The organism is Pseudomonas sp. LFS074 (assembly GCF_047978165.1).
GTDB classification, from domain to species: Bacteria; Pseudomonadota; Gammaproteobacteria; order Pseudomonadales; family Pseudomonadaceae; genus Aquipseudomonas; species Aquipseudomonas putida_P.
Genome location: NZ_JBFPFV010000002.1, coordinates 97,179 through 123,958 on the forward strand (window position 1 = coordinate 97,179; position 26,780 = coordinate 123,958).

The following is a 26,780-nucleotide window of genomic DNA, read 5'->3' on the forward strand; positions in this document are numbered from 1 at the left end:
CGCCTGGGGCTCTGAAGCGGCGCTTGATCTAACCAGTGCTGAAATTGCCGGGTAAGCAGCCGCCAACCCAGCCATAGGTAAAAAATCCCCAAAAAAAAAGAGGCCATTAAGGCCTCTTCTTTTTGATCCCAGCGACGCACTGAGGATCGAATTTGGAGCGGGAAACGAGTCATGCACTAGAGCGCTAAGTCTCTGTTTCCCAATCACTTTCTTCACTGTGGTGATCAGTGAAGAACTCAATTATAGCCTTGTTTTTCGCCCTCGGCAACAAAGTTCATCCAACGACTTCCATTGAAGTCCAAGGACTGCTCTTTTCGCAGTCGCACCGCCCTACGATGCTGTCGCGATGCAATGGGGCCTCCAGTGGCCAAGGCCGTCGTGCGGCGATAGGCGAATGGAATCAGGGGTTATCAGATTACCGCCTGCTGCATGCGCTTGGTCAACGCCTCGGCGCTTTCCTTGCGCTCGCTATACCTGTCCACCAGATACGGCGACGCATCGCGCGTGAGCAGCGTGAACTTCATCAGTTCCTCCATCACGTCCACAATGCGGTCGTAGTAGGCCGACGGTTTCATGCGTCCCGCTTCATCGAATTCTTGATACGCCTTGGCGACCGAGGACTGGTTGGGGACGGTCAGCATCCGCATCCAGCGGCCCAGCACGCGCATCTGATTGACAGCATTGAAAGATTGCGAGCCGCCCGACACCTGCATCACTGCCAGCGTCTTGCCCTGAGTCGGACGCACCGCGCCGACTGACAGCGGAATCCAGTCGATCTGCGTTTTCATCAGGCCGGACATCGCGCCATGGCGCTCCGGCGAACTCCACACCATACCCTCGGCCCACTGCGCGAGTTCGCGCAGTTCCCTGACCTTGGGATGATCCTCGGTCGCGTCATCCACCAGCGGCAGGCCCGACGGGTTGAACAGCCGCGTCTCGCCGCCCAACGCCCGCAGCACGCGGGCTGCCTCTTCGGCGGCCAGTCGGCTAAACGAGCGTTCGCGCAGCGAGCCGTAGAGCAGCAGGAAGCGTGGCGCATGGGTGGAACGTTCGGGTGCCAGTAGCCGTTCCATGTCCGGCGGCTGGAGCAATGCGGCGTCGATGTTCGGCAGGTCGAGACGGGATTCAGACACGACGGCCCTCCACATCCACTACCGGCTCGCCGTCTTCCTTGTTGAACGCGCCGCGCTGCGGTTGCGGCAGGATGTCGAGCACTGTTTCCGACGGGCGGCACAGGCGCGTGCCCAGCGGCGTGACCACGATAGGTCGGTTGATGAGGATCGGATGTTGGAGCATGAAGTCGATCAATTGCTCGTCGCTCCACTTCTGATCTCCCAGGCCGAGTTCCGCATACGGCGTGCCTTTCTCGCGCAGCACCGCGCGTACCGGGATGCCCATCGCGGCGATCAGCGCCTTCAGCATGTCGCGGTCGGGCGGTGTCTTCAGATATTCGATGACAGCCGGTTCCTCGCCGCTGTTGCGAATCAGGCTGAGGACGTTGCGTGACGTGCCGCAATCGGGATTGTGGTAGATCGTGATGTGGCTCATGTCGAGGTGCCTTCGTTCGAGAGAAGCATGGATTGCTGGCGCAGATGCCTGATCACATAGCCGAACAGGATCGCGCCCGCCGCGCTGATGCCGGTCAGGGCCAGCAGCGTGCCGGGATAGCCGTTGCCGGCGGAATACAGCAGCGAGGCCACGAAGGGGCCGGCGGCCACTGCGATCTGCACGGGTGTCGCCATCGCGCCGCTGATGGCGCCATAAGCGGCCCGACCGTACAGCTCGGCGGGCAAGGCGCCTCGTACGATCGTCATGACGCCATTGCCGATGCCGTAGAGCGCGGCAAACACGACATACACCGGCAGCCACTGCTCGGAAGCAAAGAGCAGGAGCAATGACAGCGGCAGCAGACTGATGGCCGCCATGCCGACCTGGCGCGTGCTGGCCCGCTTGCCGACCGTGGCTTGCACCACACGGCCGAGTACCTGCATTGGCCCGATCAGCGCACCGACCCAGGCCGCATTTGCGGCAGAGATGCCATGTGCCTGCAAGACTGGGATCATGTGCAGCGACATCGCCGCGAACACCAGTGCATTCAGCGTCACAGCCGCCGTGACGAGATAGAACACCGGTTCGCGCATGACCGCGGTGAGATTGCGGGATCGGGTTTCCGTCCGCGCTGGGGGTGTGCCGTGTGCCGGGCCGCGTCCCTTTGGCAGGCTGGCATGGATGGGCAGGCAGATCAGCAGGTTCGCGGCCGCATAGATCAACCAGACCTCGCGCCAGCCGACGTGTTGCAACAGCGTTTGCGTCAGCGGCCAGAATACCGTGCTGGCGAAACCGCCGAACAACGTCAGGTGCGTGATCGCCCGGCGATAGTTGCTGCCATGGACCTGCGTGATGACCGCGAAGGCCGGCTGGTACAAGGTCGCGCTCATGGCCACGCCGATACCGGCCCACACGAGGTAAAGCTCCGTCGCGTTGTGTACCCGCGAGAGGCACGCGAGCATGACGGCGGCCAGCAAGGCGCCGCTTCCCATCAGCAGACGTCCACCGATGCGGTCGATGATGCTGCCGGCCGCGGTCGAAAGCAGTCCCGAGATCAGCAAGGCCACCGAATAAGCCCCGACGATGGCGGGCTTGGACAGGCCGAGTTCGTCCTGCATGGGCTGCATCAGGACGCCGTAGGCGTAGAACATCGACCCCCACGCGACGATCTGCGTCAGTCCGAGCGAGGGAATCAGCCAGCCGCGAGAGCGCGGGATGGTGTTGTCCATGATTACGCTTGGCGCTCGTACCAGCCGCGCGAGCGGTTGACCACGCGCACCACCAGCAGCATCACCGGCACCTCGATCAGCACGCCAACCACGGTGGCCAGCGCCGCGCCCGAGTGGAAGCCGAACAGACTGATGGCGGCGGCCACGGCCAGCTCGAAGAAGTTGCTCGCGCCGATCAGTGCCGAGGGGCCGGCGATGCTGTGCTTCTCGCCTACCTTGCGGTTGAGCCAGTACGCCAGCCCGGAATTGAAGAACACCTGGATCAGGATCGGCACCGCCAGCATGGCGATCACCAGCGGTTGCCGGATAATGGCCTCTCCCTGAAAGGCGAACAGTAGCACCAGCGTCAGTAGCAGCGCGGCGATCGACAGCGGGCCAATACGTTCCAGCGCCCGGTCGAACGCAACCTGACCCCGGCGCAGCAGCGCCCGGCGCCAGAGCTGCGCGAGGATGACAGGAATGACGATGTAGAGCGCGACCGACACCAGTAGCGTGGCCCATGGCACGATGATCGACGACAGGCCCAGCAGGAGGCCGACGACGGGCGCGAAGGCGAACACCATGATGGTGTCGTTCAGCGCCACCTGCGACAGCGTGAACACCGGATCGCCGCCGGTCAGCCGGCTCCACACGAACACCATCGCCGTGCAGGGCGCGGCGGCCAGCAGGATCAGCCCGGCGATGTAGCTGTCCAGCTGCCCGGCCGGCAGCCACTGTGCGAAGACATGGCGGATGAAGATCCACGCCAGCAGCGCCATCGAAAACGGCTTGACCGCCCAGTTCACAAACAGCGTGACGCCGATGCCGCGCCAGTGTCGCCTGACCTGGCCGAGTGCGCCGAAGTCCACCTTCAGCAGCATCGGCACGATCATCACCCAGATCAGCAAGCCCACCGGCAGGTTGACCTGGGCGACTTCCAGCTGGCCAATGGCCTGGAACGCGCCCGGCGCGAACTGGCCCAGCGCGATGCCGGCAACGATGCACAGCAGCACCCACAGGGTCAGATAGCGCTCGAAGCTGCTCATGGCAGATGCGGCCGGCGCGTGACCGGCCGCTTCGGTTTCTGTAGTCATCGCGCCGCCCTTACTGGCGGCCGATGTCGCGCAGCTCGCGCTGCAACGACATGGCGTCCAGGCGCTGGAGCGGCAGCGACAGGAACAGTTCAATGCGTCGGCGCAGCGTGATCGCGGCGTCGAGGAACGCTTTGCGCTGTTGCTCCTCAGTGCCCTCGACGGCTGCCGGATCAGGGACGCCCCAATGCGCCGACACCGGCTTGCCCGGCCACAGCGGGCAAGCCTCCCCAGCAGCGTTGTCGCAAACTGTAAAGATGAAGTCGAACACCGGCGCACCCGGTGCCACGAACTCGTCCCAGCTCTTGCTGCGGTAGCCGGTCGTCGGCAGGTGCAGCCGCTCCAGCGTGGCAAGTGCCAGCGGATGAACCTCGCCCTTGGGGTGACTGCCCGCCGAATAAGCGTGGAAGCGGCCCTTGCCCAGCTCGTTGAGCATGCCTTCGGCAAGGATGGAGCGGGCGGAATTACCCGTGCAAATGAACAATGCGTTGTAGATCGTGTCGGTCATGGCGTCAGCAGTCGCAGCGGGTGGATTCGGAAACCTCGCACACTCCGCCTTGGCAGCAATGCTCGGTCAGGTAGCCGATCAGGCCGTTCATGTGGTCGTATTCGGCGCGATAGATCAGGTTGCGGCCTTGCTGCTCGATGCTGACGAGGCCGGCGTGGGCCAGTTCCTTCAGATGGAAGGACAAGGTGTTGCGGGCCACGTCGAGCTGGTCGGCCAGCACGCTGGGCGTGAGTCCTTCCGGGCCGGCGACGACCAGGGCGCGGAACACACGCAGGCGCTGGGTGTGCGCCAAGGCGCTCAGGGCGGAAACGGCTTGATCTTCGTTCATGATTCGATAGTACAACAATTATTGAATTAATGGATAAGAATCAGCGGGCAAGTCATTCATGGCTTCGCGGCATACCGCCGTCGAGTTCTTGGACTATGTTCCGCGCATCACGCCCATCAAAGTCATCGCGGCAGCAAGATGCTTCTATCAAGAGCGGCGGATGCCTTCTCGCACCACGGACTAGTTCAAGGGAAGGCAGGATGCCTAGCGGGCGATAGAACTGCACTGCATCCTGATGCGATGTGACCATGTTTGGCCCACACCGCAGGCGCGTGAACGCAAAGTGCGTTGGATTGAACCAAGCAAAATGCTTCGCCGCAAGATGCTATGTCGATATATCAGGATGCCGAAACAAGCATGACATGCGCGGATTTCTCCAGGTCCCTCTGGACGTGGAGCAGCGGATGCAATCCCCTGCGCCTTGTGAAACCGTGGGGATATCAGACCATATCGAATCGGTCTTGATGTGCTTGACGCACCCCATGACGCTGGCACCGTGAGCGCAATTGTCGAGCGTGCTTCTTCCTTATTACTCGACGGACCGGCAACTGGTCAATTCTTGCATATCGAGCAAGAGAGAACCACCTGTGACGGGTGCCATGATCTCTTCCGTCCATGTTCCAGGGCATCGCCCCAGGCATCAGCCACAGGCATAACGAAAAAACAGCCCCTTGGTGGGGCAAGAAGGAGCCGGTGATGTAGCGCTTCCGAAAGGAGACGAAAACATGCACAAGGAGCCACCACTATCAAAGGTGTTCTATCGTCCCATCGAAGCTGCCATACGGTGGGCTGGGTTGTTGCGGTACGAAGCGGTGATCGTCGCATCGATCGCATCACCGCGTTGTCTGCCGCAGATGTTGGACTGCCCGCGATGGAACGAGTGTCGGCTGTACTCGGAACGCATCTACGACGGTATCCTCAACGCCGAACTACCCTTCGGCAAGAACGGGATCACACTTAATGACCCAGATCTGGTGAGTTCACTCGATCTGACCGTCCGCCATGTCGATCTGAAGCGGTGGATGCGCACCCACTATCCCGAGCATCGGCCGGGATTTCTGTTCAGTCGCGGCGAGCGCATGGTGCATCCCTTCATCACCATCGAGACAGGACAGGCAATCCTGCTGGAACGGCTGGCTCTGCAGGCCGCGCTGGACCATAGCCGACGCGAGATGCGCGAACTGCAACAGCAACACGAAGTCTTGCTAAAGCAGTCCGCCGTACTGCTGGCTCCCAAGCAGTGCGTGATCAGTGATCGGGCGGAAACTACATACCTGAACATCATCGGCGGCATGCTGACGCTGATGCTGAGCCAATCCCCATCCGGCGTGCCGTACTCCAGCTTCAAGACGCAGGAGGCCATCGTCACCGCATTGCTCGCCCACTATGGCGGCACCATGGGCATCACGGAGCGAACCTTGAACGGCAAGTTCGCCAATGCCAGGAAGAATGTCCGTAGCGCAGCCGCGTGAATTCTTCCATCTTGTATGTGCAGTCGCGGAGATTGCATTTGCAATGTTTTTCCGCAGCCATGTCTATTGAATAGAGGTCACGCCAACAAACGCTACTGAGCGTTCAGGAGTGACCGCCATGTCGCAAATACCTGTACTGCCACCGCACGAGCGCCGCATCCTGCGGCTCGATGAAGTTGAAGCGAAGTCCGGCTTCAAACGCGCCCACATCTACAACCTGATGAAGAAGCGCCAGTTTCCGCAGGCGTTGCGCCTGGGCGTGCGCGCCGTGGGCTGGGATTCGGTCGAGATCGACCAGTGGATCGCCGAACGCCTCAACAACCGGACCTGACCCGCTCCCCCTCGATTTTCCCATCGCCAAACGGAGAGCGCCATGCAGGTCGTATCCATAATTTCAACGAAAGGCGGCGTAGGCAAGACGACTACGGCCGCCAACCTCGGCGGCCTCGCCGCGGACGCGGGGCTGCGTGTGCTGCTGCTCGATCTCGACGTGCAGCCGACCTTGTCGTCCTATTACGAGCTGGCACACCGCGCTGCCGGCGGTATCTATGAGTTGCTGGCGTTCAACGAACGCGCCCTCGATCAGTTGGTGTCCCGCACCATCATCGCGGGCCTGGACCTGGTGCTCTCGAACGATCACCGGGGTGAACTGAACACGTTGCTACTGCACGCGCCAGACGGACGCCTGAGACTGCGGCACCTGCTGCCGGCGCTGGCGCCGCTTTATGACCTGGTGCTGATCGACACCCAGGGTGCACGCTCGGTGCTGTTGGAGATGGCGGTGCTCGCCTCTGACCTGGCGCTGTCGCCCGTGACCCCGGAAATTCTCGCTGCCCGCGAACTGCGACGCGGCACCATGCAGTTGCTGGAGGACATCGCGCCATACCGGCACCTCGGCATCGAACCGCCATCCCTGCACCTGCTCATCAATCGCGTCCACCCCGTGTCCGCGAATGCACGGATGATCCAGCAGGCGCTGCGCGACCTGTTCCAGGACCATGCCGGCATATGCGTGCTGGGCACCGACGTGCCGGCCATCGAGGCCTATCCGCGCGCCGCAACCCGCGGCCTGCCGGTGCATCGCGTCGAGCATCGCCAGCCGCCGGGCAGAGTTGCGCCCGCCGCGCTCGACACCATGCGCGCGCTCGCCGGCGAACTGTTCCCACAGTGGCAAGACAGATTTGCCCTCGTGTCCGGCCGTCCTCCTCGTTCCATTGAAACCGGGAGGTCACATGGCGAACGCACATGAACTGGCCCGCGGCCACAAACGGCTGCGCGCCCTGATTGAGTTTGCGGTGAGCGAAGGCTGGCACGTCAAGCGCACACGGGGCGGACACCTCAAGTTCACCAAGGCCGGCTGCGCCGCCATCTACACCAGCTCAACAGCGAGCGACTACCGGGCGGATCTCAACGCCCGTGCACAGATCCGCCGCGCCGAGCGCGAGGCCCGCATGGCCCGGGCCGTCAACGCCGAGGGATGTGGTCATGGCTGAGATGACCTCCCAGGACATGGCCGGCAAGCTGCTTGCCGCCGGGTTCGAGCGCAGTGGGCCATCGGCCACGGCCTTGAGCGACCCGATCGCCGACACGCCGATGGTCGTGACGCTGGACCAGTTGCGGCCCTACGACCACGACCCCCGCAAAAAGCGCAACTCGGCCTACGATGAAATCAAGGCCTCCATCCGAGAGCGCGGCCTGGACGCGGCGCCAGCGATCACACGCCGTCCTGGCGAGGCGCACTACATCATCCGCAACGGCGGCAACACCAGGCTGGCGATCCTGCGTGAACTCTGGGCGGAGACCAAGGACGAACGCTTCTTCCGCATATCGTGCCTGTTCCGGCCGTGGCCTGCGCGCGGAGAGATCGTCGCCCTGACCGGGCACCTCGCCGAGAACGAACTACGCGGCGGCCTCACGTTCATCGAGCGCGCCCTGGGCGTCGAGAAAGCCCGCGAGTTCTATGAGGCTGAAAGCGGCACCACCCTGAGCCAGTCCGAGCTGGCCCGCCGCCTGGCCGCCGACGGCTTCCCAGTCCAGCAGTCGCACATCAGCCGCATGGCTGACGCGGTGCGCTACCTGCTGCCCGCGATCCCGACCGTCCTATACGGGGGCCTCGGCCGCCACCAGGTCGAGCGGCTGTCGGTCATGCGCAAAGCCAGCGAACGCACGTGGGAGCACTATGCCAAAGGCCGCTCCCTGCCGCTGGACTTCGACAGCTTCTTTCTGGAGGCGCTGTCGCAATTTGATGTCCAGCCCGACGAGTTCTCGCCGCCGCGTGTGCAGGACGAGTTGATCGGTCAGATGTCCGAGCTGCTGGGCATCGACTACGACGTGCTCGCCTTGGACCTGACCGAATCCGAGAGCCGCCACCGCGCCCTGGTCAGCGACCCAACCCCGCCATCGGCGCCGCCGGCATTGCCCGAGCCTGGGGCCATCGCACGGCCGCCGATCGAACCGGCACCGCCCCCCACTACAACTGCACCTTCTGCGGGCCACTCTGCCGACGCGCCGACAAGGCCCCGGGACGATGGGGCCCCGAGCGAGGCATCCGCAGCCAGCCCTGCGGCAGCGAATGGCGGTCTGCTTGACGAGCACATCATCTCTCCGGCACCCACGACGGAGCGGCTCCAGTCCATCCAGCGCATGGTCGCCGACCAGTTGGGCGATGCGCTGCCGCCCGACTTCTCGGCCAACGTCTTGCAGTCGATTCCCGTGCAGGCCGGTGGCCTCTATCCCATCTCGGACATCTGGTATATCGACCCTGGCCTCGACACACCCGACCGCCTGCGCATCCACATCGCGCAGTTCGCGCGCGAGATCGCGGGCGAGGCCGACCTGGACGCGTGTGTCGAGGATCGTTCTGATGGCATCGGGTTCACGTGTCGTGCCCCAGCCCAGGCTTCGTCGCCGCTCGCACGCGCCGTGCTCGCACTACTGGTTTCCCTGGCCGGTCAGCAGCCAGCCGGCGTCGGCTTGGACAGCGGGCAACTCATCACAGACCTGCCAGCGCTGTTGCACGGCCAGGGTCAACGTCGTGACGGCGGGGCCCGGCGATTGAGCGACACCGCGCTGGTCAAGCTGTTTCGTCTGCTGCGGCTGGCCCGGCGCCTGCTGGATCTGGAAGCCGGCGCTGTCGGTTCTGGGATCTGAGCGAGGGAGGCCTGCATGTCCGCACCGAACCCACTCAACCAGGCCGTCATCGCGCAGGCACTCTACGACCTACGAAACGGGCAACTGCGTCGCTGCAAGGCGATGGGGTTCGGCGAGGAAGAGCTGGATGCGCTCAAGCATCCGGCGCTGATCAGCGTGCTGGCCAATGCCAACGTCTCCTGGTGCTCTGTCTCGGTGAACCGGGAAGTGCTCCGGCGATTGCTCAAACAGGCGCAGGACGTGGAGAAGGAGATCGCCACCGTCGATCGCATGCTGCGCCTGGGTGCCAGTACCGAAATGGTGAGCCGCTTCTACGGGCTGACACATCAGGAAGTCGCACTTCGGCGCGAAGTTCTCGGCCTGCCCAAACGCAAGGGGCGCCATCCGGTTCTGGACGAGGAGCAGGACACCGAGCTGTGGCGGCGCTGGAAGGTCGTGACCAGCAGCAGGAACGTCGAGCTGGAGGATGAGACCTCGGTTCTTGATGCGGCAATGGACCTCGCCGAAGGCATGGAGCTGCCGCTGTCGGTGGTCTGGGCTGCGATCAAGAACTGGATCGATCAGGGACTGGGTTGAATCATGGCCGTGGACGACGCTGCACCACGAGCACCACGCCAAGGTCCGGTCGCCCTCGCTGATCTGTTCGACAGCGCGCTGAAAGACCTTGCACCGAAACCTCGCCCACTAGCACCGGCTCCCGCCTTCGCATCCGCGACGTCTCCTGTGTCTGCAACCGGCGACGGTTTCCTGTTCAGTGGAAATCGGCACGAGAGCGTGCCGCGACGGCTGTTCCTCGACCGACGCCTGACGCCGCTGGAACGCAATGCCTGGCAAGTCTTCCGGATGATGCTCAACGAGGATGGCGTCACGGCGTTTCCGACGTATGAGCAACTTCGCCCGTGGCTCGCGTCAATGCCCTGCGCCGGACAGGCCTCCCACGAGACCGTGGCACGGGCGCTGACGCTGTTGCGCCTGACGCGCTGGTTGAGTCTCGTGCGCCGCAGGCGCGACCCCAAGACCGGGCGCATCCTCGGCAACCTCTACGTCCTGCACGATGAGCCCCTGACCCCGTTCGAGGCGATGCAGCTCGACCCGGACTACCTGCAGCTCGTCAGCCAAGCCCTGGGCCATTCGGCCAGGGCCGTTCAGGTCGTGGGCTTGCACACGCTCAATGAGATCGCCGAAGACCCGCTGCTGTCTGGCCGCATGCTGCCCTCGCGGCTGCAGGTCCTTGCCGAACGCCTCGCAAGCCAAGGCATTGGGTCGCAGGAGAGTTATCCACAGGAGGACACGGTTCACGATTCCGAAGAAGGGGCGCCGAGCCTTCTTCGGAATTCTGATCGGCCCTCTTCGGATTCCGAAGCAGGGCCAAAACACGCAGCAGACGGCGCTCTTCGGAATCCGAAACAGGACCGTACTGTACGTAGTAGTCGTATTAATGAAGTACGTACTACCGCGCGTGAGCGTGGGCAGGCGCGCGCGATGCCGGGAGTTCGTCTGCCTGATCGCTTTCTCGGCTTGAAAGATGAACAGCAGGCCGGCGCCATGGTGGCATTGCAGCAGGTCGATGCCCCGCTACGCCAGGCCGTGCTGGACGAATGGGCGGATCGCTGTCGTGGCAGCACCATCCGCAACCCGGCAGGCTACCTGTTCGGCATCATCCAACGTGCCATCCGTGGCGAGTTCAACGCATGGGCCAGGCAAGCTGGGTCAGCACCGCCACCTGCCCCTGCACGAGATGCACCGCCTGAGCCACCGCGCAATGTAGTTCCGCCCGAGGTAGCCCGGCAGCACATCGACCGGCTGCGCGACCTTCTGCGCAGTAGCTGAGCGCGACGAGCGACAAGGGCGTGAAGCAGACGCCCGTGGCCGTCAGTAGAGCTATCCCCTGGGGATAGATGTGATGCAAGGCGTAACACCGAAAGACACAGGCTGGGTGCTTCTGTCCACGGTGCTGCAGTGGCGTCCGGTTCCTGAGCGCACCCACCATCTGCGCGAGCAGCGCTCTGTGGCGTTTGATGGAGCTATCCCCTGGGGATAGCTCGCATTGCGGGCCGCCACCACCACGACAACCGGGGACCAGTTCATTTCGGTTTGTTGACTGACTGCCTTCCGCTGCATGCCGATCCTGACCGCTCCTTTTCCCAAGCGAGCGGACACCATGGCAACCAACGAACCTCTGCAACTCAATCTCGGCTCTTTGCGCAGCGCGATGTCGCTGACGCTTCACACCCACCACGCATCGCGCATCTGGCATGGCCGCGCCGCCGCCGAGGGGCGACCCGGCATCGTCGGCCTGAACGGCTACATCGCCGTGATGAACAAGATGAAGCGCGGCTCGGAACAGGATGACCCGTACAGCGACTGGTGGATGTTGCGCATCGAGGAAAAGCTCGACCAGGCCAAGACCACGTTGCAATCGCTGCGCGAGCAGGTGGACCAGGCATTGGCCGGCGTGCCAGCGGCGTTGAGCCTGGGCGAGAACCTCAACGTGCAACCGGTGAAGCTCCCCTTGTTCGTGAACGCGCAGCTCGGCTTTGCCGCGGTCTATCTCCTGGCCGACTATGACGACATCGCCCGCAAGCTGATCCTCGCCCATCACACCGCGCTGATCGATCGCTCGACATTGGAGCGGTGGCTCAACGAAGGCGCTCACACGCTGCGCAGCCTGTTCAGCCTGGCCCAGCAGTACCGCTACTCGGGATGCACCCGCGACGACTTCGCGGCCAAGAACGCCGCAGCGCGGGCGGCGCTGGAGAAGTTCGGCGACTTGCCGCAGGACGTGCTCGAAGGCGCTCGCCGCTCGAAGTTTGCGCCGCCCGTCGTGCGCCGCGGCCTGCAACAGCGCAGTGATAGCGCTGCCGCAGCCGCACCTCCCAGCGACGAAGGCACTGCCGCCGATCCGGCCGAGGCCAGCACCGGCGAGGACGAACAGGCATGAGCGACCCGAACCGCGAACCTCGCTACTTCCGTGGTCTGGAACAGCCAGCCTTCATGCGGCTGGAACACGCGGCCTCTCTAAAAGGCCTTTTAAAGCCTTTTAAAGGTAAAGGGGACTTCGAGGCCTGGGCCAGCCAGTGCTTCGCCATGCGCGACGAGTTGATTGCCCTGGCGCAGCGACAGGTGCTGCCACAGGCGTGCGGGCATCCCTTCCACCTGCTTCCCGTCGAGCTGGCCCAGCAGACCACTGGCGCAGGCACGACCTTTCTTCGCTGGCGCAAGCACGATCGATCGGCCATGGGCGTGGCGTTGTGGCAGGAGCTGATGGCGAGCCCCAGCACGCCGGTCAACCTGCTGCACGACCTGCACGAGATCGAACTGCAGCGCGTCATGCTGAACATGCAGATCAGCCTGCTGCACACCCTGGGCAGGCAAGCACAGGAATGCGCCAGCAAGGCCGCGCAGGCGGACAACACCTACCTGCGCCGGCTCGCGTCCGTTCCTGCCGCAGTGCGCGATCGGTGATTGCGCCTGCCATCCGAGCACGCGCCCGAGCCCAACGAGGCACGGGTATTTCAACCACCACGGAGATTCCAACATGAGCACACAATTCATCGGCGAGGGCAACATCGGATCGCCTCCCGAGTACCGCGAATTCCCCAATGGCAACGACGATCCTCGCCGGTTGCTCCGGCTGAACGTGTACTTCGACAACCCCGTCCCCACCAAGGGCGGCGAGTTCGAGGACCGCGGCGGCTTCTGGGCGCCGGTGGAACTCTGGCACCACGACGCCGACCGCTGGCAGCAGCTCTACCAGAAGGGCATGCGGGTGCTGGTCGTCGGCCGCATGGAGCGCGACCCCTGGACGGACAACGAAGATCAGCCGCGTGAGACTTGGCAGGTCAACGCGCGCAGTGTCGGCATCCTGCCGTACCGCATCGAGTCTGTGGCCCTCAGCCCGAAGCCACAGGAGGCAGAGCCGAAGCCCCAGGCCACCCAGGAATCGACGGCGCCGAAAGAGACCAAGCGCAGGAAGTGATCGGGCATGGAGGGCGGCTGCCGCAGTGCTTCGCCGCCCTCCATGCGCTGCGAATTATCCCCAGGGGATAGCTCCACCAACGTCCACCGAGTTCCACGCGCGCTCCCGGAAATCGCGGCTCTCGGCCCGCACACTTCCGGCCACGCACCTTCCCCGCACTCGCCATTTCATCGGCGTGAAAGCGGTCGCTGCCGCATGCGGCTTGTTTGCTGCTGCCAGGGGCTGCGCTCGGCATCCTCGATCCCAGCAACTCCATGAACAACAGGAATCGGGATGGACGGATATGCGGCTGTTCTTGTGCGAGAAGCCCTCCCAGGGCAAAGACATTGGCCGGATTCTCGGCGCCACGCAGCGCGGTGAAGGCTGCCTCAACGGTTCCGGCGTCACGGTCACCTGGTGCATCGGCCATCTCGTGGAGGCGGCGCCGCCCGAGGCCTACGACGAGCAGCTCAAACGATGGTCCGTTGAGCAGTTGCCCATCATTCCCCAGCACTGGCGGGTCGAGGTCAAACCGAAGACCGCCACGCAATTCAAGGTCGTCAAGGCGCTCTTGGCGAAGGCGACTCACCTGGTTATCGCCACCGATGCCGACCGCGAGGGCGAATTGATCGCCCGCGAGATCGTGGAGCTTTGCGGCTACCGCGGCCCCATCGAACGCCTGTGGCTGTCGGCGCTCAACGATGCGTCCATTCGGGCGGCACTGGGCAAGCTGCGGCCTTCGGCCGAGACGCTTTCGATGTACCACTCGGCGCTGGCGCGCTCCCGTGCGGATTGGCTCGTGGGCATGAACCTGAGCCGGCTGTTCACGGTGCTGGGGCGACAGGCGGGTTACGACGGCGTGCTGTCGGTCGGCCGCGTACAGACCCCGACGCTCAAGCTCGTTGTGGACCGCGACCGCGAGATCGCGCGCTTCGTGTCCGTACCATACTGGGCCATCGCCGTGTCCCTGTTCGCAGGCGGTTCGACTTTCGCCGCGCAATGGGTTCCACCCGATGCGTGCACCGACGACGCAGGCCGCTGCCTGCGGCAGCCGGTCGCACAGCAGACCATGCAGCAGATCCGCGCTGCGGGCAGTGCCCACGTCGTGTCGGTGGAGACTGAGCGTGTCCGCGAAGGCCCGCCGCTGCCGTTCGACCTGGGCACCTTGCAGGAAGTGTGTTCCAAGCAGCTTGGGCTGGACGTGCAGGAAACCTTGGAGATTGCCCAAGCCCTGTACGAGACGCACAAGGCCACGACGTACCCCCGCTCGGACTCCGGCTACCTGCCCGAGAGCATGTTTGCCGAAGTGCCCACCGTTCTCGACAGCCTGCTCAAGACCGATCCCTCGCTGCGCTCGATCATGGGCCAGCTCGACCGCTCGCAGCGCTCGCGCGCCTGGAACGATGGCAAGGTCACGGCGCACCACGGCATCATCCCGACGCTCGAACCGGCGAAGCTCTCCGCCATGAGCGAGAAGGAACTGGCCGTGTACAGGCTCATCCGGTCGCATTACCTGGCGCAGTTCCTCCCTCACCACGAGTTCGACCGCACTGTGGCCAAGTTTTCGTGCGGGGGGCAGAACCTGGCGGCCACGGGCAAGCAGGTTGTCATCCCGGGTTGGCGCCAGGTGCTCGCCGAGCCGCAGGCCGAAGACGGTGATGGCGAGGGCGATACTGCGGTCCGCGCCCAGGTGCTGCCCGCGCTGCCGAAACTGTATGAGGGCCTGGCATGCCAGGTGGCCGACGTCGATCTCAAGGCACTCAAGACGCTGCCGCCCAAACCGTACACGCAAGGCGAGTTGGTCAAGTCCATGAAAGGCGTCGCCAAGCTGGTGTCCGATCCCCGCCTGAAGCAGAAGCTCAAGGATACGGTTGGCATCGGCACCGAAGCGACGCGGGCCAACATCATCGGCGGCCTGATCGCTCGCGGCTACCTCGTGAAGAAGGGGCGCGCCATCCGCGCCTCGGATGCGGCTTTCACTTTGATCGATGCCGTGCCTGCGGCGATTGCCGACCCTGGCACCACCGCCGTCTGGGAACAGGCGCTCGACATGATCGAGGCCGGACAGCTCACCCTGGACGTGTTCATCGGCAAGCAGGCCGCGTGGATTTCGCAGTTGATTGCGCAGTACGGCAGCGCCTCCCTGTCCATCAAGGTTCCCCAAGGGCCGGCATGCCCGCAGTGCGGCGCACCCACGCGCCAGCGCAGCGGCAAGAGCGGCCCGTTCTGGTCGTGCAGCCGCTACCCGGACTGCAAAGGCACGCTGCCAGTCGAATCCGGCAGCTCCAAGCGCGGCGCCTCGCGCCCGCGCCGTAGCGGCCGCAAAGGCTCCTGACCGCCCCCGTTCCCCGTGAGCCGTGCCCGCCTTCGGCGGCGTGGCCCCTGTCCCGCACTCCGCCGCATGCCCTGCGGGACGCCCAGCGCGCAACGCCTTCTTGATCCGTGTGCGCGTCCCGCCCAGCCGTCCCCGGCCGCGGGACCTGAAGGTAGCTTCTCTGCGAGCCGCACCACGCGCGTTCTGTTGATCTGCGTTTCTTCCGCCCTCTGCGAAGGGTCTCCCGGTGGCTTGCCAGGCTGCACGAGCCACCGGGAGACCCTTCGTGGTCAGCGGTAATCGGTGCCGGTGCCCGCCGGTGCAAAAACGGGCTCCCTTTGTGCGCGGATGTGCGCCAGACGATGCCGGCCCCAGCCACGACATGGGCCGGGTGTGATTGCTTGATGAGCAGACGGTTCTAGCGACGACCGGGCCTGCCAATCAGCCCACGGGTGGTTCCTCTTTTCTCCCGAGCCGAAGGCCGTTGGGCCTTCGGCGCCATTCTCCTGCCCATCAACGTCCCGGCCCGGCCATTGGCCTGGGCCACACGAACAGGAGAGACGACATGCACCCTCAACCTTGCGCACCGCTGCTGTACGGCAGACGGAGGTCGAGAACGGCATGCCCGCCTATCGCGCGGCCATCGCCAATGGTACGCTCGGCTGCAGCCGAGGCCGTAGCCCAAAGGCTGGACTACCTCTTTTGCAGAGGTAAACCTCGGGATGAACTGGGCGAAAACATGCCTTATGTGCCCGCCTTACGGCGAGCTGTTTCCGATGCTTCGCGCAGGATTTCCCGCCCCCCATTCGCTGCGATTGCGGCCACGATGACGCCCAGCACCAGATCCGGGATGTTCGACCCGAACCCCATCACCAGCACCCCGGACAGCACAATCGCACCATTGACGATGGAGTCGTTGCTGGTAAAGATCGCTGACGCCTTGAAGTTCACATCTTCCCCGCGATGGCGGCGCAGTAGTCTGAGGCACACTAGGTTCAAAGCCGCGTTCAGCGCGGCCATGGCCATCATGGCTGGGCCGACAGGCTCTTCCCCTCCAGCGAAGCGGCGTAGGACTTCCAACAGCAGCAGCGCGGCCAGGCCGATTAGCAAGAAACCCGACAAGCGGGCCGCGCCCACCTTGACCGTTGCCGCACGACCGACGGCATACAGGCTAACCGCATAGACCGACGCATCGGCGAGGTTGTCCAACCCGGCGCCCATCAGCGCCGTAGAGCCAGCCCAGATGCCAAGGGCAATGCCGGCGGCGGACTGCGTCAGGTTGATCAGCAACACAGTCAGAAGAATCTTTCGGTCCTTCGCATCGCTCGCATCTAGGCGGCCCAACTCGTCGTTTTCGTGATTTCTGTGGTTTTCAGCCATGCATTGTTCCTTCCAAATCGATGGATGCTGAAGCCTGTAGCGGCTGGAGAGTCAAGGCGCAGATGCAACGAACTTGCCACAGGGTCTTCCCGGACGCCCTTGACTCTACCGTAGCTAGAAGGTTTTCCAATCCAGTCAGAGCTTTAGGACAGAACAGATGAGCACCAATGCGCCCCCTTCATTGCGACTGTCATCCGGTATGGCTGCTATCCACTGATCCGTGGCGCCACTGCGGTTGTGCTCTTCGGCGAGCTCGCGACCGGCCGGCCGTCTTTTCCGACGGAGCTACTCACAGTGATCGTCGCGCTCGCTTGTGCCGCCTTGCTAGAGGGCGGGCGGCCTTTCCACTCCCCGTTGAGCCAGTAGCGGCGTTCCAAGCTGTGGTTGGCCGTCGGCGCATGGCTCGGCTTCTTGGTCGTGCATCTGGCCTTCCAGCACTCCAATCTGGGATACCGGGTCGGGCCGTTGGGATTGTTGATCGGGGTGGCTGAAGCCCATCGCTGGCATCACAAGCGTGAGCACGAAGACGCCCAAGTCAACTACGGCGATTTCTGGATGCCCGGGGGCCACTTGTTCAGCGCTTTCCGGTCGCAAAAGCACACGCTGGGCGCCAAAGAGTGACACTCAAGAAAGATGGACTTTCCAATGGACTACGGCCCGCAGCTTGTCTATCCCTTCCGGAGCCGGCCAGCAGCGGCAAACGCTTGCGCTGCTGGCTATACGATCTTGCCCACGTCGCATTCTTGCGCGAGTCGGGCCTTGCGGCTTCTTGCGAAGCGATCGCGAGTTGCGTGGCGTGCCCATGAGTCGGGCCGCGTCGTGGCGCACTGCTACCTTGGCCTGCACCTGCACCTGCGCAGCCACGCCGCGATGCTCGGTCTGGCCTGGAGAACCCGTAAGGTGGCGGAGATTGCGGCGCGCAGGTCGTCCGGCTCGCGCTGGCTCCTGTGGGCCACGCCCTCGGTCGCACGCCGTCTCAAAACGTCAGAATCGCGCGCTTTCGCATGATGGAGCGCGGCACGTGGCTCTCAGAACTGGACCCGATCACTTCCAGCACCGATGACACGCTCGAGCTTCAGGCGGGCTCGGCCAAGCTGTTGAGAATGCCGCACTCGCGCGAGGTTCGGGCGCTATCGCAGGAGCGTCGCAGATCCATTAACTCGCGCTCCAAGGCGCGCAATTCCTTCATCTTGGTCCGCACTTGCGCGATATGAGCGTCGACCAGCGCGTTCACCTCGCCGCAGCCCAACTCTGGCCGATCCCGTAAGTTCAGCAGTTGACGGATCTCATCCAGCGTCATGTCCTTCGCCCGGCAGCGGCGGATGAACAGCAAGCGCTGCAAATGGACTTCGTCATAGAGCCTGAAGTTGCCCTCGCTACGTGCAGGCTCGGGCAGCAAGCCTTCTGACTCGTAAAAGCGCACGGTCTGCACCAAGCAATCTGCCTTCTTGCCCAGTTCACCGATCCGCATCATGGTTGCTTCCTATAAAAAACTTGACTCTATATCTACTAGAGGTTTTCTAATGATGGCATCCGGGGAAAACCTTGTCAATGAAGAGCGATCTATGAACAAAGAACCTTCCAGCCCATGCGCCTGCTCCGGCGGCAATGGCCAACAGACGGCGTGCGCCAGTGAGCAGGCCAGCACTGAAACCACCGTTTTCCACGTGAGCAACATGGATTGCCGCAATGAGGAAGCACTGGTGCGGCGAACGCTGGAGGGCATGCCCGGTGTCGAGCGGCTCCTGTTCGATCTTCCGCAGCGTTTGTTGACCATTTCGCACCGCGAAGTCTCGGCCGATGCCTTGGAGCAAGCGCTGAATTCGGTGGGCATGAAGGCTCAGGCTGTCCGAGACGCCGCCGTGTCGACCACCTACCGCATCGAGAACATGGACTGCCCGAGCGAGGAGAAACTCATCCGCTCGCACCTCGGGGCAGTCGAGGGAATTCAGGACCTCGACTTCGACCTCGCTGAGCGCACCCTGTCGGTGAAACACCTCGCTCAGGCACGCGCGCAGATGGAGCAGGTCCTGGCCTCGATCGGCATGCGCGCCAAGGAGCAGACCTTCGGCCACACGGGGCCGATCGAAGCCGCGGCTGTGATCCCATCCTCGGCCCTGCAGCAGCAACCAACCGCTGCCGTTTCCGCGCCGCCGATCGGCGAGCGGGTGACGTACCGGATCGAGAACATGGATTGCCCGACGGAAGAAGCGCTGATCCGCGACCGGCTGGGCAAGCTGCCGGGTGTGACCGCGCTCGACTTCAATCTGATGCAGCGTGTGCTGGGAGTCCAGCACACGCTGGCGACCTCAGCGCCGATCGAGAAGGCGCTTGCTTCCATTGGAATGCAGGCTGCGCGGCAGGACATGCAGACAGCCACCACGGTACTTCGCATCGCGAAGATGGACTGTCCGACCGAGGAAAGTCTGATCCGCGGCAAGCTGCAAGGCATGCCGGGCGTGCAGGGAATGGATTTCAACCTGATGCAGCGCACGCTCACGGTTCGGCACACACCCGACGCGATCAAGCCGGCAGTCGAAGCCATCGAATCGCTGGGCATGGAAGCCGAGGTCCAGAGGACTGATGAGCCGCGCGATGCCCCGGTGGCCGCGCACAAGACCAATTGGTGGCCGATGGCGGTTTCGGGCGTTGCGGCGGTGGCCGCCGAAGGCGTGTACTGGGTCAACGACGGCAATCATTGGGCCGTGATCGTGCTGGCACTGGTTTCGATCTTCACCGGCGGCCTCAGCACCTACAAGAAGGGCTGGATCGCGCTGAAGAACCTCAACCTGAACATGAACGCCCTGATGGCCATCGCGGTCACCGGCGGCATGGCGATCGGCCACTGGCCGGAGGCCGCCATGGTCATGTTCCTGTTCGCGTTGGCGGAAGTGATCGAGGCGAAGTCGCTGGACCGCGCCCGCAACGCCATTCGGGGGCTGATGGACTTGGCGCCCGAGACCGCGACCGTGCGGCAGGCCGATGGCTCATGGACAGAGCTGCCGGCCAAGGAGGTCGCAAAGGGCGCGGTGGTCCGCGTGCGTCCTGGCGAGCGCATCGCACTGGACGGCCTGATCACCTCGGGTCGATCGGCCATCAACCAGGCGCCCATCACCGGCGAGAGCCTGCCCGTCGAGAAGGCCGAAGGTGACCAGGTCTTCGCCGGAACCATCAATGAGACCGGCTCTTTCGAATACAAGGTGACCGCAGGCGCCAGCGACTCGACGCTCGCGCGCATCATCCATGCCGTGGAGTCCGCGCAGGGCAGCCGTGCGCCCACGCAGCGCTTCGTCGACCAGTTCGCCCGCGTCTACACGCCGGCGGTGTTCGCGGTGTCCGTGCTGGTTGCCGTCGTGCCGCCGCTCGCCTTCGGCGGCGCATGGTTTGACTGGGTCTACAAGGCCCTGGTACTGCTGGTGATCGCCTGCCCCTGCGCTCTGGTCATCTCCACGCCGGTCACCATCGTCAGCGGCTTGGCCGCTGCCGCCCGACGCGGCATCCTGATCAAGGGTGGCGTCTACCTGGAGGGCGGGCGCAAGCTCAAGGCGTTGGCCCTGGACAAGACCGGCACACTCACACATGGCAAGCCCGAGCAGACCGACTTCGTGCCGCTGATCGGCGAGGCGCAGGAAGTTGCCGCCTGGGCCGCAAGCCTCGCGGCACGCTCGGACCATCCTGTGTCTCAGGCCATCGCCCGCAAGGCGAACCGTGACGGCATCGCGCTGCACGAGGTCGACGACTTCGCGGCGCTGCCTGGCCGCGGCGTGCGCGGCCGCGTCGCCGGGCGCATGTTGCACATGGGCAACCACAGGCTCGCCCAGGAGCTGGGCCTGAGCGAAGCGACGCTCCAGGCTCGGCTGGAGACCCTGGAGCGCCAAGGCAAGACAGCGATCCTGCTGATGGACGATGCGACCGTGCTCGGCATTTTTGCAGTGGCCGACACCGTGAAGGAAACCAGCCGTGAGGCGGTGGCCGACCTGCAGGCGCTGGGTGTGCGCACGCTGATGCTGACGGGGGACAACCAGCACACGGCCGCGGCCATCGCTGCCCAGGTCGGAATCTCTGAAGCCCGTGGTGACCAACTGCCCGAAGACAAGCTCAAGACCATCGAAAGCCTGGTCGGCGGCGAGGGCCAGGTGGGCATGGTGGGCGACGGCATCAACGATTCGCCCGCGCTCGCCCGTGCCGACATCGGCTTCGCCATGGGCGCGGCCGGCACCGACACCGCGATCGAAACAGCCGACGTCGCCCTGATGGACGACGACCTGCGCAAGATCCCCGCCTTCATCCGGCTGTCGCGTAGCACTGCGGCGATCCTCACGCAGAACATCGTTCTGGCCCTTGGCATCAAGGCGGTGTTCCTTGCGTTGACGTTCACAGGGCATGCCACCATGTGGATGGCTGTGTTCGCTGACATGGGGGCAAGTCTTTTGGTTGTCGTCAATGGGCTGCGCCTCCTGAAGTTCAAGGCGGCATGAACAATGGATGAACCATCTCTTCGCAAGACGCAGTGGTACTCACTCGCGATCGTTATATTCGCCGGCGATCAGGCAGCTAAGAGCTACATTGACGCGACAACTCCCTTGGGTTGGTCGCACGAGGTGGCGTCATTCTTCAACCTAGTTCACGCTCTCAATCCCGGCGCGGCGTTCAGCTTCCTTGCTGGCGCGGGCGGCTGGCAGCGGTGGTTTTTTCTGGCGATCGCGTTCGCAATATCGGCATGGCTCGCATGGCTGCTCTCCCGGCCGCTGCGCAAAACGGAAGGCCTTTCGTACAGCCTCATTCTGGGCGGCGCATTGGGCAACGCGTTCGACCGCGCCACGCGCGGGCACGTTATCGACTACATCGACTTTCACCTGCACGGCTGGCACTGGCCCGCCTTCAACATCGCTGACATGGCCATCGTGGGCGGGGCGATCGCGCTGGTGGCCCAGTCGTTCATGAGCGTGGAGAACCCGGCCGCCACAAAGGAGTCCCAGTGACATTGGGACGATCCGGAAATTCGCAATGCACACGGTGCAGGACACCAATCTGAAGAGAACGGCCCCCAGCATGAGCGGCCGCGGCTTGGCCCTCATGCTAGCGCCCACCGCCGCTTTTGCTGCAACGCCCTGTTGCGATGGCGGCGATTGCTGCAACGACGTCGCAATGCCTTGCTGTGAATAAACAGCACGCAAGCCAGTTGACCTGGCAATTATGAAAGTCCATCACGGCGATGCTGGCCTTTTTCGTTCCAATGAGCCGTCACGGAGAGGTGATGATGAAGCTATGCCGGGATCCTGCAAGCTTTAGGACGGTCTTCTTTACCGCATAGCGATATGCTGATGTCACCCGTTCGCCTCGCCTGGCAAGTACAAGTAGTTCGTCGCGGTTTTCTGGCCGTGTCCGCCCGCTTCGCTGGCCCTTTTGCCCCAAACAAGCGCAATCATGCCTGCGTTACCACCAAAGTTCGCCCCCGCCAGTTGCTGTTCCTAAAGGGCATCAAGCTCAACGCCATCGCCGACCGGCCAGCGTATTTCGCATCGCTGCGTGCCCGTCGGGGCCAGCCCATCGTCATCCTCGCAGAGCTGGGACCGGACGAGGCATTCGCCCTGTGGAAGCAGCATGTACTGGGCGACAGGCCTCGCTGACCCAGTTTCGCCTCATCCTCCTGACAGCCCCGCACTTATTGCGGGGCTTTCTTTTTTCCGCGTTCGCCAATCGGGGCTGTTGCAAATGCCGATTTCCGGCTGACGCGGCTCGCCTCGCGCATGAAGCTGCCCGCATGTGTCGCTGATTCGTCAGCACCATGCCAGCAGCCAGAGTTTCCAGGCTGCCGCGGATTCTTTCCGCGCTACCCGCCAGTCCGCCATCGCATCGAGTCTGCGGACGCGCGTCACCCGTGACGCCGATGCTTTTTTCTCAACCGCGTGCGGGAGCTGCCATCCCGTGAGGGACGAGGCCCCGCTTTTTCCAAGGAGCCCGTCCATGTCCCAGCAAGCCTCTTTCGGCCAGTTGGCCTTGATCCATTGCGGCAAGTTCCTGCCGCTCGAAATCCTGCATAGCGCCGCCGGCCACTACATCGGCACGCGCGATACAGAAGGTCCCGTTTCGCGGGAATCCTGCCAGTACTTCCGCAGCTATGCCGCGGCTCAACGTGCCCTCGAAAGAGGCGGCTGGTCCCAGCTCGCCACACCCTGATCCAACTGGAGGAACCACGTCATGAACCAGCTTTTGCCCCAGGAAGTCGTCGATCAGATCATGCGGGAAGAGCAGCATTTCGCCGCCGCGCCCCAAGCCTTCTTCGAGGTCTGGAAGCGCGGCGTCGAGATCGCAGGCCCGCAATGGTTTGGCGACGGCACGCGCGAAGGCCTGAACCAGGCAAAGAGCAAGTGGGATCTGCGTCCCGACATGCTGCGTGCCAACGACGCACTCGGCGTCCTGAGCAGCGGGGAACGCATGTTCCTGTCCGCCATGTTCAGCTTCTACAACGCGCGCGAGGGCGGTGCCATGCTCAAGCGCTGCCACTTCCAAGGACTGTCGGACTTCGATGGTCTCGATCTGCAACGTCGCCAGGTGATCGCCGACCTGCTGCTGAACTACAGCGGTTGGTGAGCCGGTCCCTGGCACACCTTCATCACTGCGTTCACGGGACCCCATGAGGGACATGCGCCTCGTTCGAGGCCATGTCCCTCGCGTTTTCTCCCCGCCCAGCGCCATCCGGCATCAGGCGGTTTCCCCTGCGGATGCCATCGTCCGCAAGGGCTGGCTCCGTTCATTCATCGAAAGGAGCCTTCATGGCCAACAACTACTACGAAGCCACCGGCGTTCTCGTGCTCGACCGTGTGACGCCCGTCATCCAGGCGCTGTTCGGCGCCTTCGCGCTGGACGAGAGCCACCCCGGCAACGGGCAGGCCTACATCGCCCAGATCGCCGAGACCACCAATCCGCAATGGCCGGACGTGCTCGATGGCCTGGAAGACCTGGCCACGCAACTCGGTATTCCGATGCCGGACGACGAAGGGCTGTCGATCCCGCCGCTGCTCGAACTGCTCGCCGTGCACTTCCGTGCCGATGAGGACGAAGAGCTGGGGAACTTGATCGACCGTCATTCGTTCGAGGACACCGCCGATCTCGACGCATTGTTTCTGATCGCCACCCGGTTCGATGACGGGCACCACCTGACCGCCATCCAGTTCGAGGGCTGCTGGTACTGCAGCAAGCCGCGGCTGTTCGAGTTCGGCGGCAACGGCTGCTACCTGAGCCGCGAGGTCCGCTTCATCAGCTCCTCCTCCCAGGCCCTCCAGCTCGGCGACCAATTGCGCAAGACCATTGTGGCCGCCGACATCGAAGAGGCTTCGGCCCTGATCGCGCTGGAGACCATCAATCTGCTGGCGGGCGTCAGCGACGAGCCATTCCGCATGAATTTGCGCCGGCGCGTCGCCGAGCGATTGGCCCAAACGCCAACGATCAGCGTCACCTGACGCTGTTTCCTTTCTTTCCACCCACCGGGGTCAATTCCCGGTGGCGGGGATTTGCTCCATCATTATTCTGTTGGAGAAATCCCATGTCCCAGAATCCCAATCCCTTTCTACGCGGCTACTGGAATCTGAAAATCGTCCGCACGCTGTCCATCAGCTACGAGGACGGAAGCCCGCATGTTTGGCGAAACATCCACCCGAGCCAGCAGCACCTCTGCGACGCGGCGCTGGTTTCTTCTCCTTGCATCATCACCAGCGACTTCGCGGTGGTCAGGACTGGCACCGAACCTGTCGGCGCCGCACTGATCGCCGAATGCGACGCGGCTGAAGGGGGCAGCGGCGAAGGCATGGTGGGTGCCGTGGTGTACGCGATCCACGGCGACGACTTCGACGGCCGCCCCGTCCACATTGGCGACACCTATTCGGCCGAGGCCGCACGGGAAGTCGTGCAGCGGTTGAGCTTCGAGACCGGCTACTACAGCCGGTGCTGGGAAATCAGCAGCGCGCACATCAGCCGCGAAACCGGCCAGTACCTGGCCAACCTGGCTGACCTCGCGACGCCGGAGGCCTTTTTGTTCATCGCGTTCCGGATTCCCTACAGCCCGGCGATCGGCGTCAAGCTGATCTCCACGCCCTGGACGGACCAGCACCTGCAGGACGTCGAGGGGATCGCCGCCGAGCAGCTTCGGCAGGAGCACCGCAGCAAGGGCATGCCGGACGAGCTGGCACAGATCCTTGAACTGGCCGGCCAGGCCGACGTGCGCATCCTCATCCTCGATGCCGACGCACCCGTGTTGCCGGGCCTATCGCTGGCCGGCGAATAGCTGCCACACACATCCCCGGCCTTCCTTGTCCTCACCGCATGCCGGCCCGGTCTCCCGCCAGAGAGCCGGGCCGGCGCACTTTCACAGGAGCGATCCCATGTTCCCCGACCTCATCACACCCGCATCCGACTTCGAGCACCAACTCGGAGCCTGCGTCAACGCCATGAGCCAGGAAGATGCCATCGGCCAGATCCTGGTATTCGAGCGCATGAGCGGCACGCTGCACATGCGCCATATCGCCAGCGCCGACCTGGTGGACACCGACGTGGACGACTACGAAATGGTCGTCTTCGACGGTGGCAACACAAGCGGCGACACGTGGAAACACGTGTTCTTTCCGCGTCAGCGCGAGCACTACTTCGTGTACCAAGCCTGATTCCTCCAGCCCCTTTCGAGGGGCTTTTTCTTGCCCGCAGCACAGGAAAACGGTTGTGGTGCGGTGCCGTTTCCTGCGGGCAGGCAGACCGCCCCAGGGCCATGCTTGCCCCATGTTCGTCGGCGTTGCCGGCACATGCCCAGGCAGTCGAGACCTTCGAGGCTGCAAGCGCGGGAAACCGTGCTGGTCGTTTCTTCCTACGGACCTACCGCGTCCATCCACGCCACCCACAAGGGACCTCTCCCTTGCGGGCGGGGAATCCCTTGTTTTTCCTCAAGGAGTTTCCCCATGGATCGTTCCCTCATCAAATCCATGATGCCTTCGCTGGTCGCAGGCCATGTGCCCCGCAACGTGCGGTCGTTCAAGTACCGCGTGTTCGATGATCAGCCGCTGTCCTCAACGCTGGGCTTCGCCATCGACCCCCAACCCTTCGACGGCAAGGTGGTCGCCGCGACCGACGATGCCATCGTCGTCAAGCTCAAGCCTTCCGAGTTCGCGGTGCTCGATCCCAGCCTGGTGACCACGGTTCCTGCCGAAGGCGCCAAGGTGCATGTCCAACCCTATGCCCGTCGTCGCTTCGACGGACTGCGCGCGGACACGCCGGAGGTCATCACCGAGGAGACTTCGGACGGCACGCCGTACACCATCACGAGGCACATCCTCGGCTCGGCGCCGGCCAAGCTGCCCATTCCCACGCCGCAGTGCATGGAGTTGGGCCAGCTCATCGAGCAGTTGGAGGAGATGCCGGCCCCCGATCGCTTCCGGCGCATCACCCACATGCTGGTGGATGCCGGTGCCCGCGACTTCACCTGGGTCGATCCCACGCCCTCCAAGATCATCGAGACCCCGCCGGCGATCAGCTTCACGGTCTCGACCGCGAAGTTCGAGGGCCGGGTGACGATCCTCTACGACCGCGGCGGAGACACCTACGTGGTGGAACTGCACCGTCAGAACGGTGAATCGGTCGAACTGGTCGATCGGCACGACGAGGTGTATTTCGACATGCTCGGCGAAGTGCTGGAGAGGCTCATCGACGACGGGCGCTGGCGCCAGATCGACGTGAGCATCCTCGACGCGAAAGCGGCCCGCAAGCGCCAGGCCGTCCCGGCATGACGCCCCGCAGCGAAACCGGGCGGTCCTGCGGCTGACCCGAGGCATCCGCC

General features: G+C 63.9%; 30 protein-coding genes. 22 read left to right on the forward strand and 8 right to left on the reverse strand.

The window, feature by feature from the left end; all coding sequences use genetic code 11:
- Positions 1-410: 410 nt before the first annotated feature.
- From arsH to ACNQP3_RS18550, 6 genes are read right to left on the reverse strand one after another with little or no spacing between them, the layout of a single operon-like run.
- Positions 411-1,133: an arsenical resistance protein ArsH gene (gene arsH / locus ACNQP3_RS18525; RefSeq protein ID WP_011871430.1), complete on the reverse strand. Its 723-nt coding sequence runs from the start codon at positions 1,131-1,133 to the stop codon at positions 411-413.
- Complete coding sequence (gene arsC / locus ACNQP3_RS18530) at positions 1,126-1,548, reverse strand: arsenate reductase (glutaredoxin) (RefSeq protein ID WP_009876563.1); 423 nt, start codon at positions 1,546-1,548, stop codon at positions 1,126-1,128. The genes arsH and arsC overlap by 8 nt, the downstream gene beginning before the upstream one ends.
- Positions 1,545-2,777, reverse strand: coding sequence for an MFS transporter (locus tag ACNQP3_RS18535; RefSeq protein ID WP_009876564.1), 1,233 nt, complete (start codon positions 2,775-2,777; stop codon positions 1,545-1,547). Before ACNQP3_RS18535 ends, arsC begins: the two co-directional genes overlap by 4 nt.
- 2 nt (positions 2,778-2,779) lie before the next feature.
- On the reverse strand, positions 2,780-3,850 hold the full coding sequence (gene arsB, locus ACNQP3_RS18540) for an ACR3 family arsenite efflux transporter (protein WP_011871431.1): 1,071 nt from the start codon (positions 3,848-3,850) through the stop codon (positions 2,780-2,782).
- A 10-nt stretch (positions 3,851-3,860) separates the two neighbouring features.
- The gene (locus ACNQP3_RS18545; protein ID WP_009876566.1) at positions 3,861-4,355 is read right to left on the reverse strand and encodes an arsenate reductase ArsC; all 495 of its coding nucleotides are present in this window, start codon (positions 4,353-4,355) and stop codon (positions 3,861-3,863) included.
- 4 nt (positions 4,356-4,359) lie between these two features.
- Positions 4,360-4,683, reverse strand: coding sequence for an ArsR/SmtB family transcription factor (locus ACNQP3_RS18550; RefSeq protein WP_009876567.1), 324 nt, complete (start codon positions 4,681-4,683; stop codon positions 4,360-4,362).
- A 725-nt stretch (positions 4,684-5,408) separates the two neighbouring features.
- Between ACNQP3_RS18550 and ACNQP3_RS18555 the strand changes: the two genes are divergently transcribed.
- The 11 genes from ACNQP3_RS18555 to ACNQP3_RS18605 all read left to right on the forward strand — a co-directional run bounded on the left by ACNQP3_RS18555 (position 5,409) and on the right by ACNQP3_RS18605 (position 15,598).
- On the forward strand, positions 5,409-6,155 hold the full coding sequence (locus ACNQP3_RS18555) for a hypothetical protein (RefSeq protein WP_011871432.1): 747 nt from the start codon (positions 5,409-5,411) through the stop codon (positions 6,153-6,155).
- 118 nt (positions 6,156-6,273) lie between these two features.
- Complete coding sequence (locus tag ACNQP3_RS18560; RefSeq protein WP_009876569.1) at positions 6,274-6,486, forward strand: AlpA family transcriptional regulator; 213 nt, start codon at positions 6,274-6,276, stop codon at positions 6,484-6,486.
- 42 nt (positions 6,487-6,528) lie between these two features.
- Complete coding sequence (locus ACNQP3_RS18565) at positions 6,529-7,404, forward strand: ParA family protein (RefSeq protein WP_011871433.1); 876 nt, start codon at positions 6,529-6,531, stop codon at positions 7,402-7,404.
- Positions 7,388-7,648: a hypothetical protein gene (locus tag ACNQP3_RS18570; protein ID WP_009876571.1), complete on the forward strand. Its 261-nt coding sequence runs from the start codon at positions 7,388-7,390 to the stop codon at positions 7,646-7,648. Before ACNQP3_RS18565 ends, ACNQP3_RS18570 begins: the two co-directional genes overlap by 17 nt.
- The gene (locus ACNQP3_RS18575) at positions 7,641-9,305 is read left to right on the forward strand and encodes a ParB family protein (protein WP_009876572.1); all 1,665 of its coding nucleotides are present in this window, start codon (positions 7,641-7,643) and stop codon (positions 9,303-9,305) included. The genes ACNQP3_RS18570 and ACNQP3_RS18575 overlap by 8 nt, the downstream gene beginning before the upstream one ends.
- Before the next feature lie 15 nt (positions 9,306-9,320).
- Positions 9,321-9,881: a DUF2857 domain-containing protein gene (locus ACNQP3_RS18580; RefSeq protein ID WP_009876573.1), complete on the forward strand. Its 561-nt coding sequence runs from the start codon at positions 9,321-9,323 to the stop codon at positions 9,879-9,881.
- A 3-nt stretch (positions 9,882-9,884) separates the two neighbouring features.
- Entirely contained in the window at positions 9,885-11,135 is a 1,251-nt protein-coding gene (locus tag ACNQP3_RS18585) for an STY4528 family pathogenicity island replication protein (protein ID WP_011871435.1), read from the forward strand.
- Positions 11,136-11,466: 331 nt separating this feature from the next.
- Positions 11,467-12,246 carry a PFL_4669 family integrating conjugative element protein gene (locus tag ACNQP3_RS18590; RefSeq protein ID WP_011871436.1) on the forward strand — a complete coding sequence of 260 codons (780 nt, stop codon included), beginning with the start codon at positions 11,467-11,469 and terminating at the stop codon, positions 12,244-12,246.
- Entirely contained in the window at positions 12,243-12,770 is a 528-nt protein-coding gene (locus tag ACNQP3_RS18595; RefSeq protein ID WP_049323458.1) for a DUF3158 family protein, read from the forward strand. Before ACNQP3_RS18590 ends, ACNQP3_RS18595 begins: the two co-directional genes overlap by 4 nt.
- A 73-nt stretch (positions 12,771-12,843) precedes the next feature.
- Positions 12,844-13,284 carry a single-stranded DNA-binding protein gene (locus ACNQP3_RS18600; protein ID WP_003098976.1) on the forward strand — a complete coding sequence of 147 codons (441 nt, stop codon included), beginning with the start codon at positions 12,844-12,846 and terminating at the stop codon, positions 13,282-13,284.
- Between the two features lie 283 nt (positions 13,285-13,567).
- A complete protein-coding gene (locus tag ACNQP3_RS18605) occupies positions 13,568-15,598 on the forward strand; it encodes a DNA topoisomerase III (protein WP_003116834.1) in 2,031 nt (676 codons plus the stop codon).
- Positions 15,599-16,321: 723 nt separating this feature from the next.
- Here ACNQP3_RS18605 and ACNQP3_RS18610 read toward each other — a convergent pair.
- The gene (locus tag ACNQP3_RS18610; protein ID WP_003098972.1) at positions 16,322-16,957 is read right to left on the reverse strand and encodes a cation transporter; all 636 of its coding nucleotides are present in this window, start codon (positions 16,955-16,957) and stop codon (positions 16,322-16,324) included.
- Positions 16,958-17,374: 417 nt separating this feature from the next.
- Between ACNQP3_RS18610 and ACNQP3_RS18615 the strand changes: the two genes are divergently transcribed.
- Entirely contained in the window at positions 17,375-17,578 is a 204-nt protein-coding gene (locus tag ACNQP3_RS18615) for a hypothetical protein (protein ID WP_023657334.1), read from the forward strand.
- 24 nt (positions 17,579-17,602) lie between these two features.
- Positions 17,603-17,965 (forward strand): DUF3703 domain-containing protein, encoded by a 363-nt coding sequence (locus ACNQP3_RS18620; protein WP_196495817.1) that lies wholly within the window; start codon positions 17,603-17,605, stop codon positions 17,963-17,965.
- Between the two features lie 67 nt (positions 17,966-18,032).
- On the opposite strand, the gene cadR is transcribed toward ACNQP3_RS18620, so the two are convergent.
- Positions 18,033-18,431, reverse strand: a complete 399-nt coding sequence (cadR, locus tag ACNQP3_RS18625) for a Cd(II)/Pb(II)-responsive transcriptional regulator (protein ID WP_003098965.1) — start codon at positions 18,429-18,431, stop codon at positions 18,033-18,035.
- Positions 18,432-18,522: 91 nt separating this feature from the next.
- Here cadR and ACNQP3_RS18630 point away from each other — a divergent pair, with 91 nt between their 5' ends.
- The 9 genes from ACNQP3_RS18630 to ACNQP3_RS18670 all read left to right on the forward strand — a co-directional run bounded on the left by ACNQP3_RS18630 (position 18,523) and on the right by ACNQP3_RS18670 (position 26,730).
- Complete coding sequence (locus tag ACNQP3_RS18630; protein ID WP_003098961.1) at positions 18,523-21,435, forward strand: heavy metal translocating P-type ATPase; 2,913 nt, start codon at positions 18,523-18,525, stop codon at positions 21,433-21,435.
- Positions 21,436-21,438: 3 nt separating this feature from the next.
- Positions 21,439-21,939: a signal peptidase II gene (gene lspA, locus ACNQP3_RS18635; RefSeq protein ID WP_003098955.1), complete on the forward strand. Its 501-nt coding sequence runs from the start codon at positions 21,439-21,441 to the stop codon at positions 21,937-21,939.
- A 336-nt stretch (positions 21,940-22,275) separates the two neighbouring features.
- A complete protein-coding gene (locus ACNQP3_RS18640; RefSeq protein WP_003108988.1) occupies positions 22,276-22,587 on the forward strand; it encodes a hypothetical protein in 312 nt (103 codons plus the stop codon).
- A 337-nt stretch (positions 22,588-22,924) separates the two neighbouring features.
- Positions 22,925-23,137 carry a hypothetical protein gene (locus ACNQP3_RS18645; protein ID WP_003116833.1) on the forward strand — a complete coding sequence of 71 codons (213 nt, stop codon included), beginning with the start codon at positions 22,925-22,927 and terminating at the stop codon, positions 23,135-23,137.
- Positions 23,138-23,158: 21 nt separating this feature from the next.
- Entirely contained in the window at positions 23,159-23,551 is a 393-nt protein-coding gene (locus ACNQP3_RS18650; RefSeq protein WP_003116832.1) for a hypothetical protein, read from the forward strand.
- Positions 23,552-23,733: 182 nt separating this feature from the next.
- On the forward strand, positions 23,734-24,420 hold the full coding sequence (locus ACNQP3_RS18655) for a hypothetical protein (RefSeq protein ID WP_003116830.1): 687 nt from the start codon (positions 23,734-23,736) through the stop codon (positions 24,418-24,420).
- An 83-nt stretch (positions 24,421-24,503) separates the two neighbouring features.
- A complete protein-coding gene (locus ACNQP3_RS18660) occupies positions 24,504-25,241 on the forward strand; it encodes a hypothetical protein (RefSeq protein WP_003116829.1) in 738 nt (245 codons plus the stop codon).
- A gap of 97 nt (positions 25,242-25,338) precedes the next feature.
- Positions 25,339-25,617 carry a hypothetical protein gene (locus tag ACNQP3_RS18665; protein ID WP_003116828.1) on the forward strand — a complete coding sequence of 93 codons (279 nt, stop codon included), beginning with the start codon at positions 25,339-25,341 and terminating at the stop codon, positions 25,615-25,617.
- A gap of 288 nt (positions 25,618-25,905) precedes the next feature.
- Positions 25,906-26,730: a hypothetical protein gene (locus ACNQP3_RS18670; protein ID WP_003098941.1), complete on the forward strand. Its 825-nt coding sequence runs from the start codon at positions 25,906-25,908 to the stop codon at positions 26,728-26,730.
- Positions 26,731-26,780 lie beyond the last annotated feature (50 nt).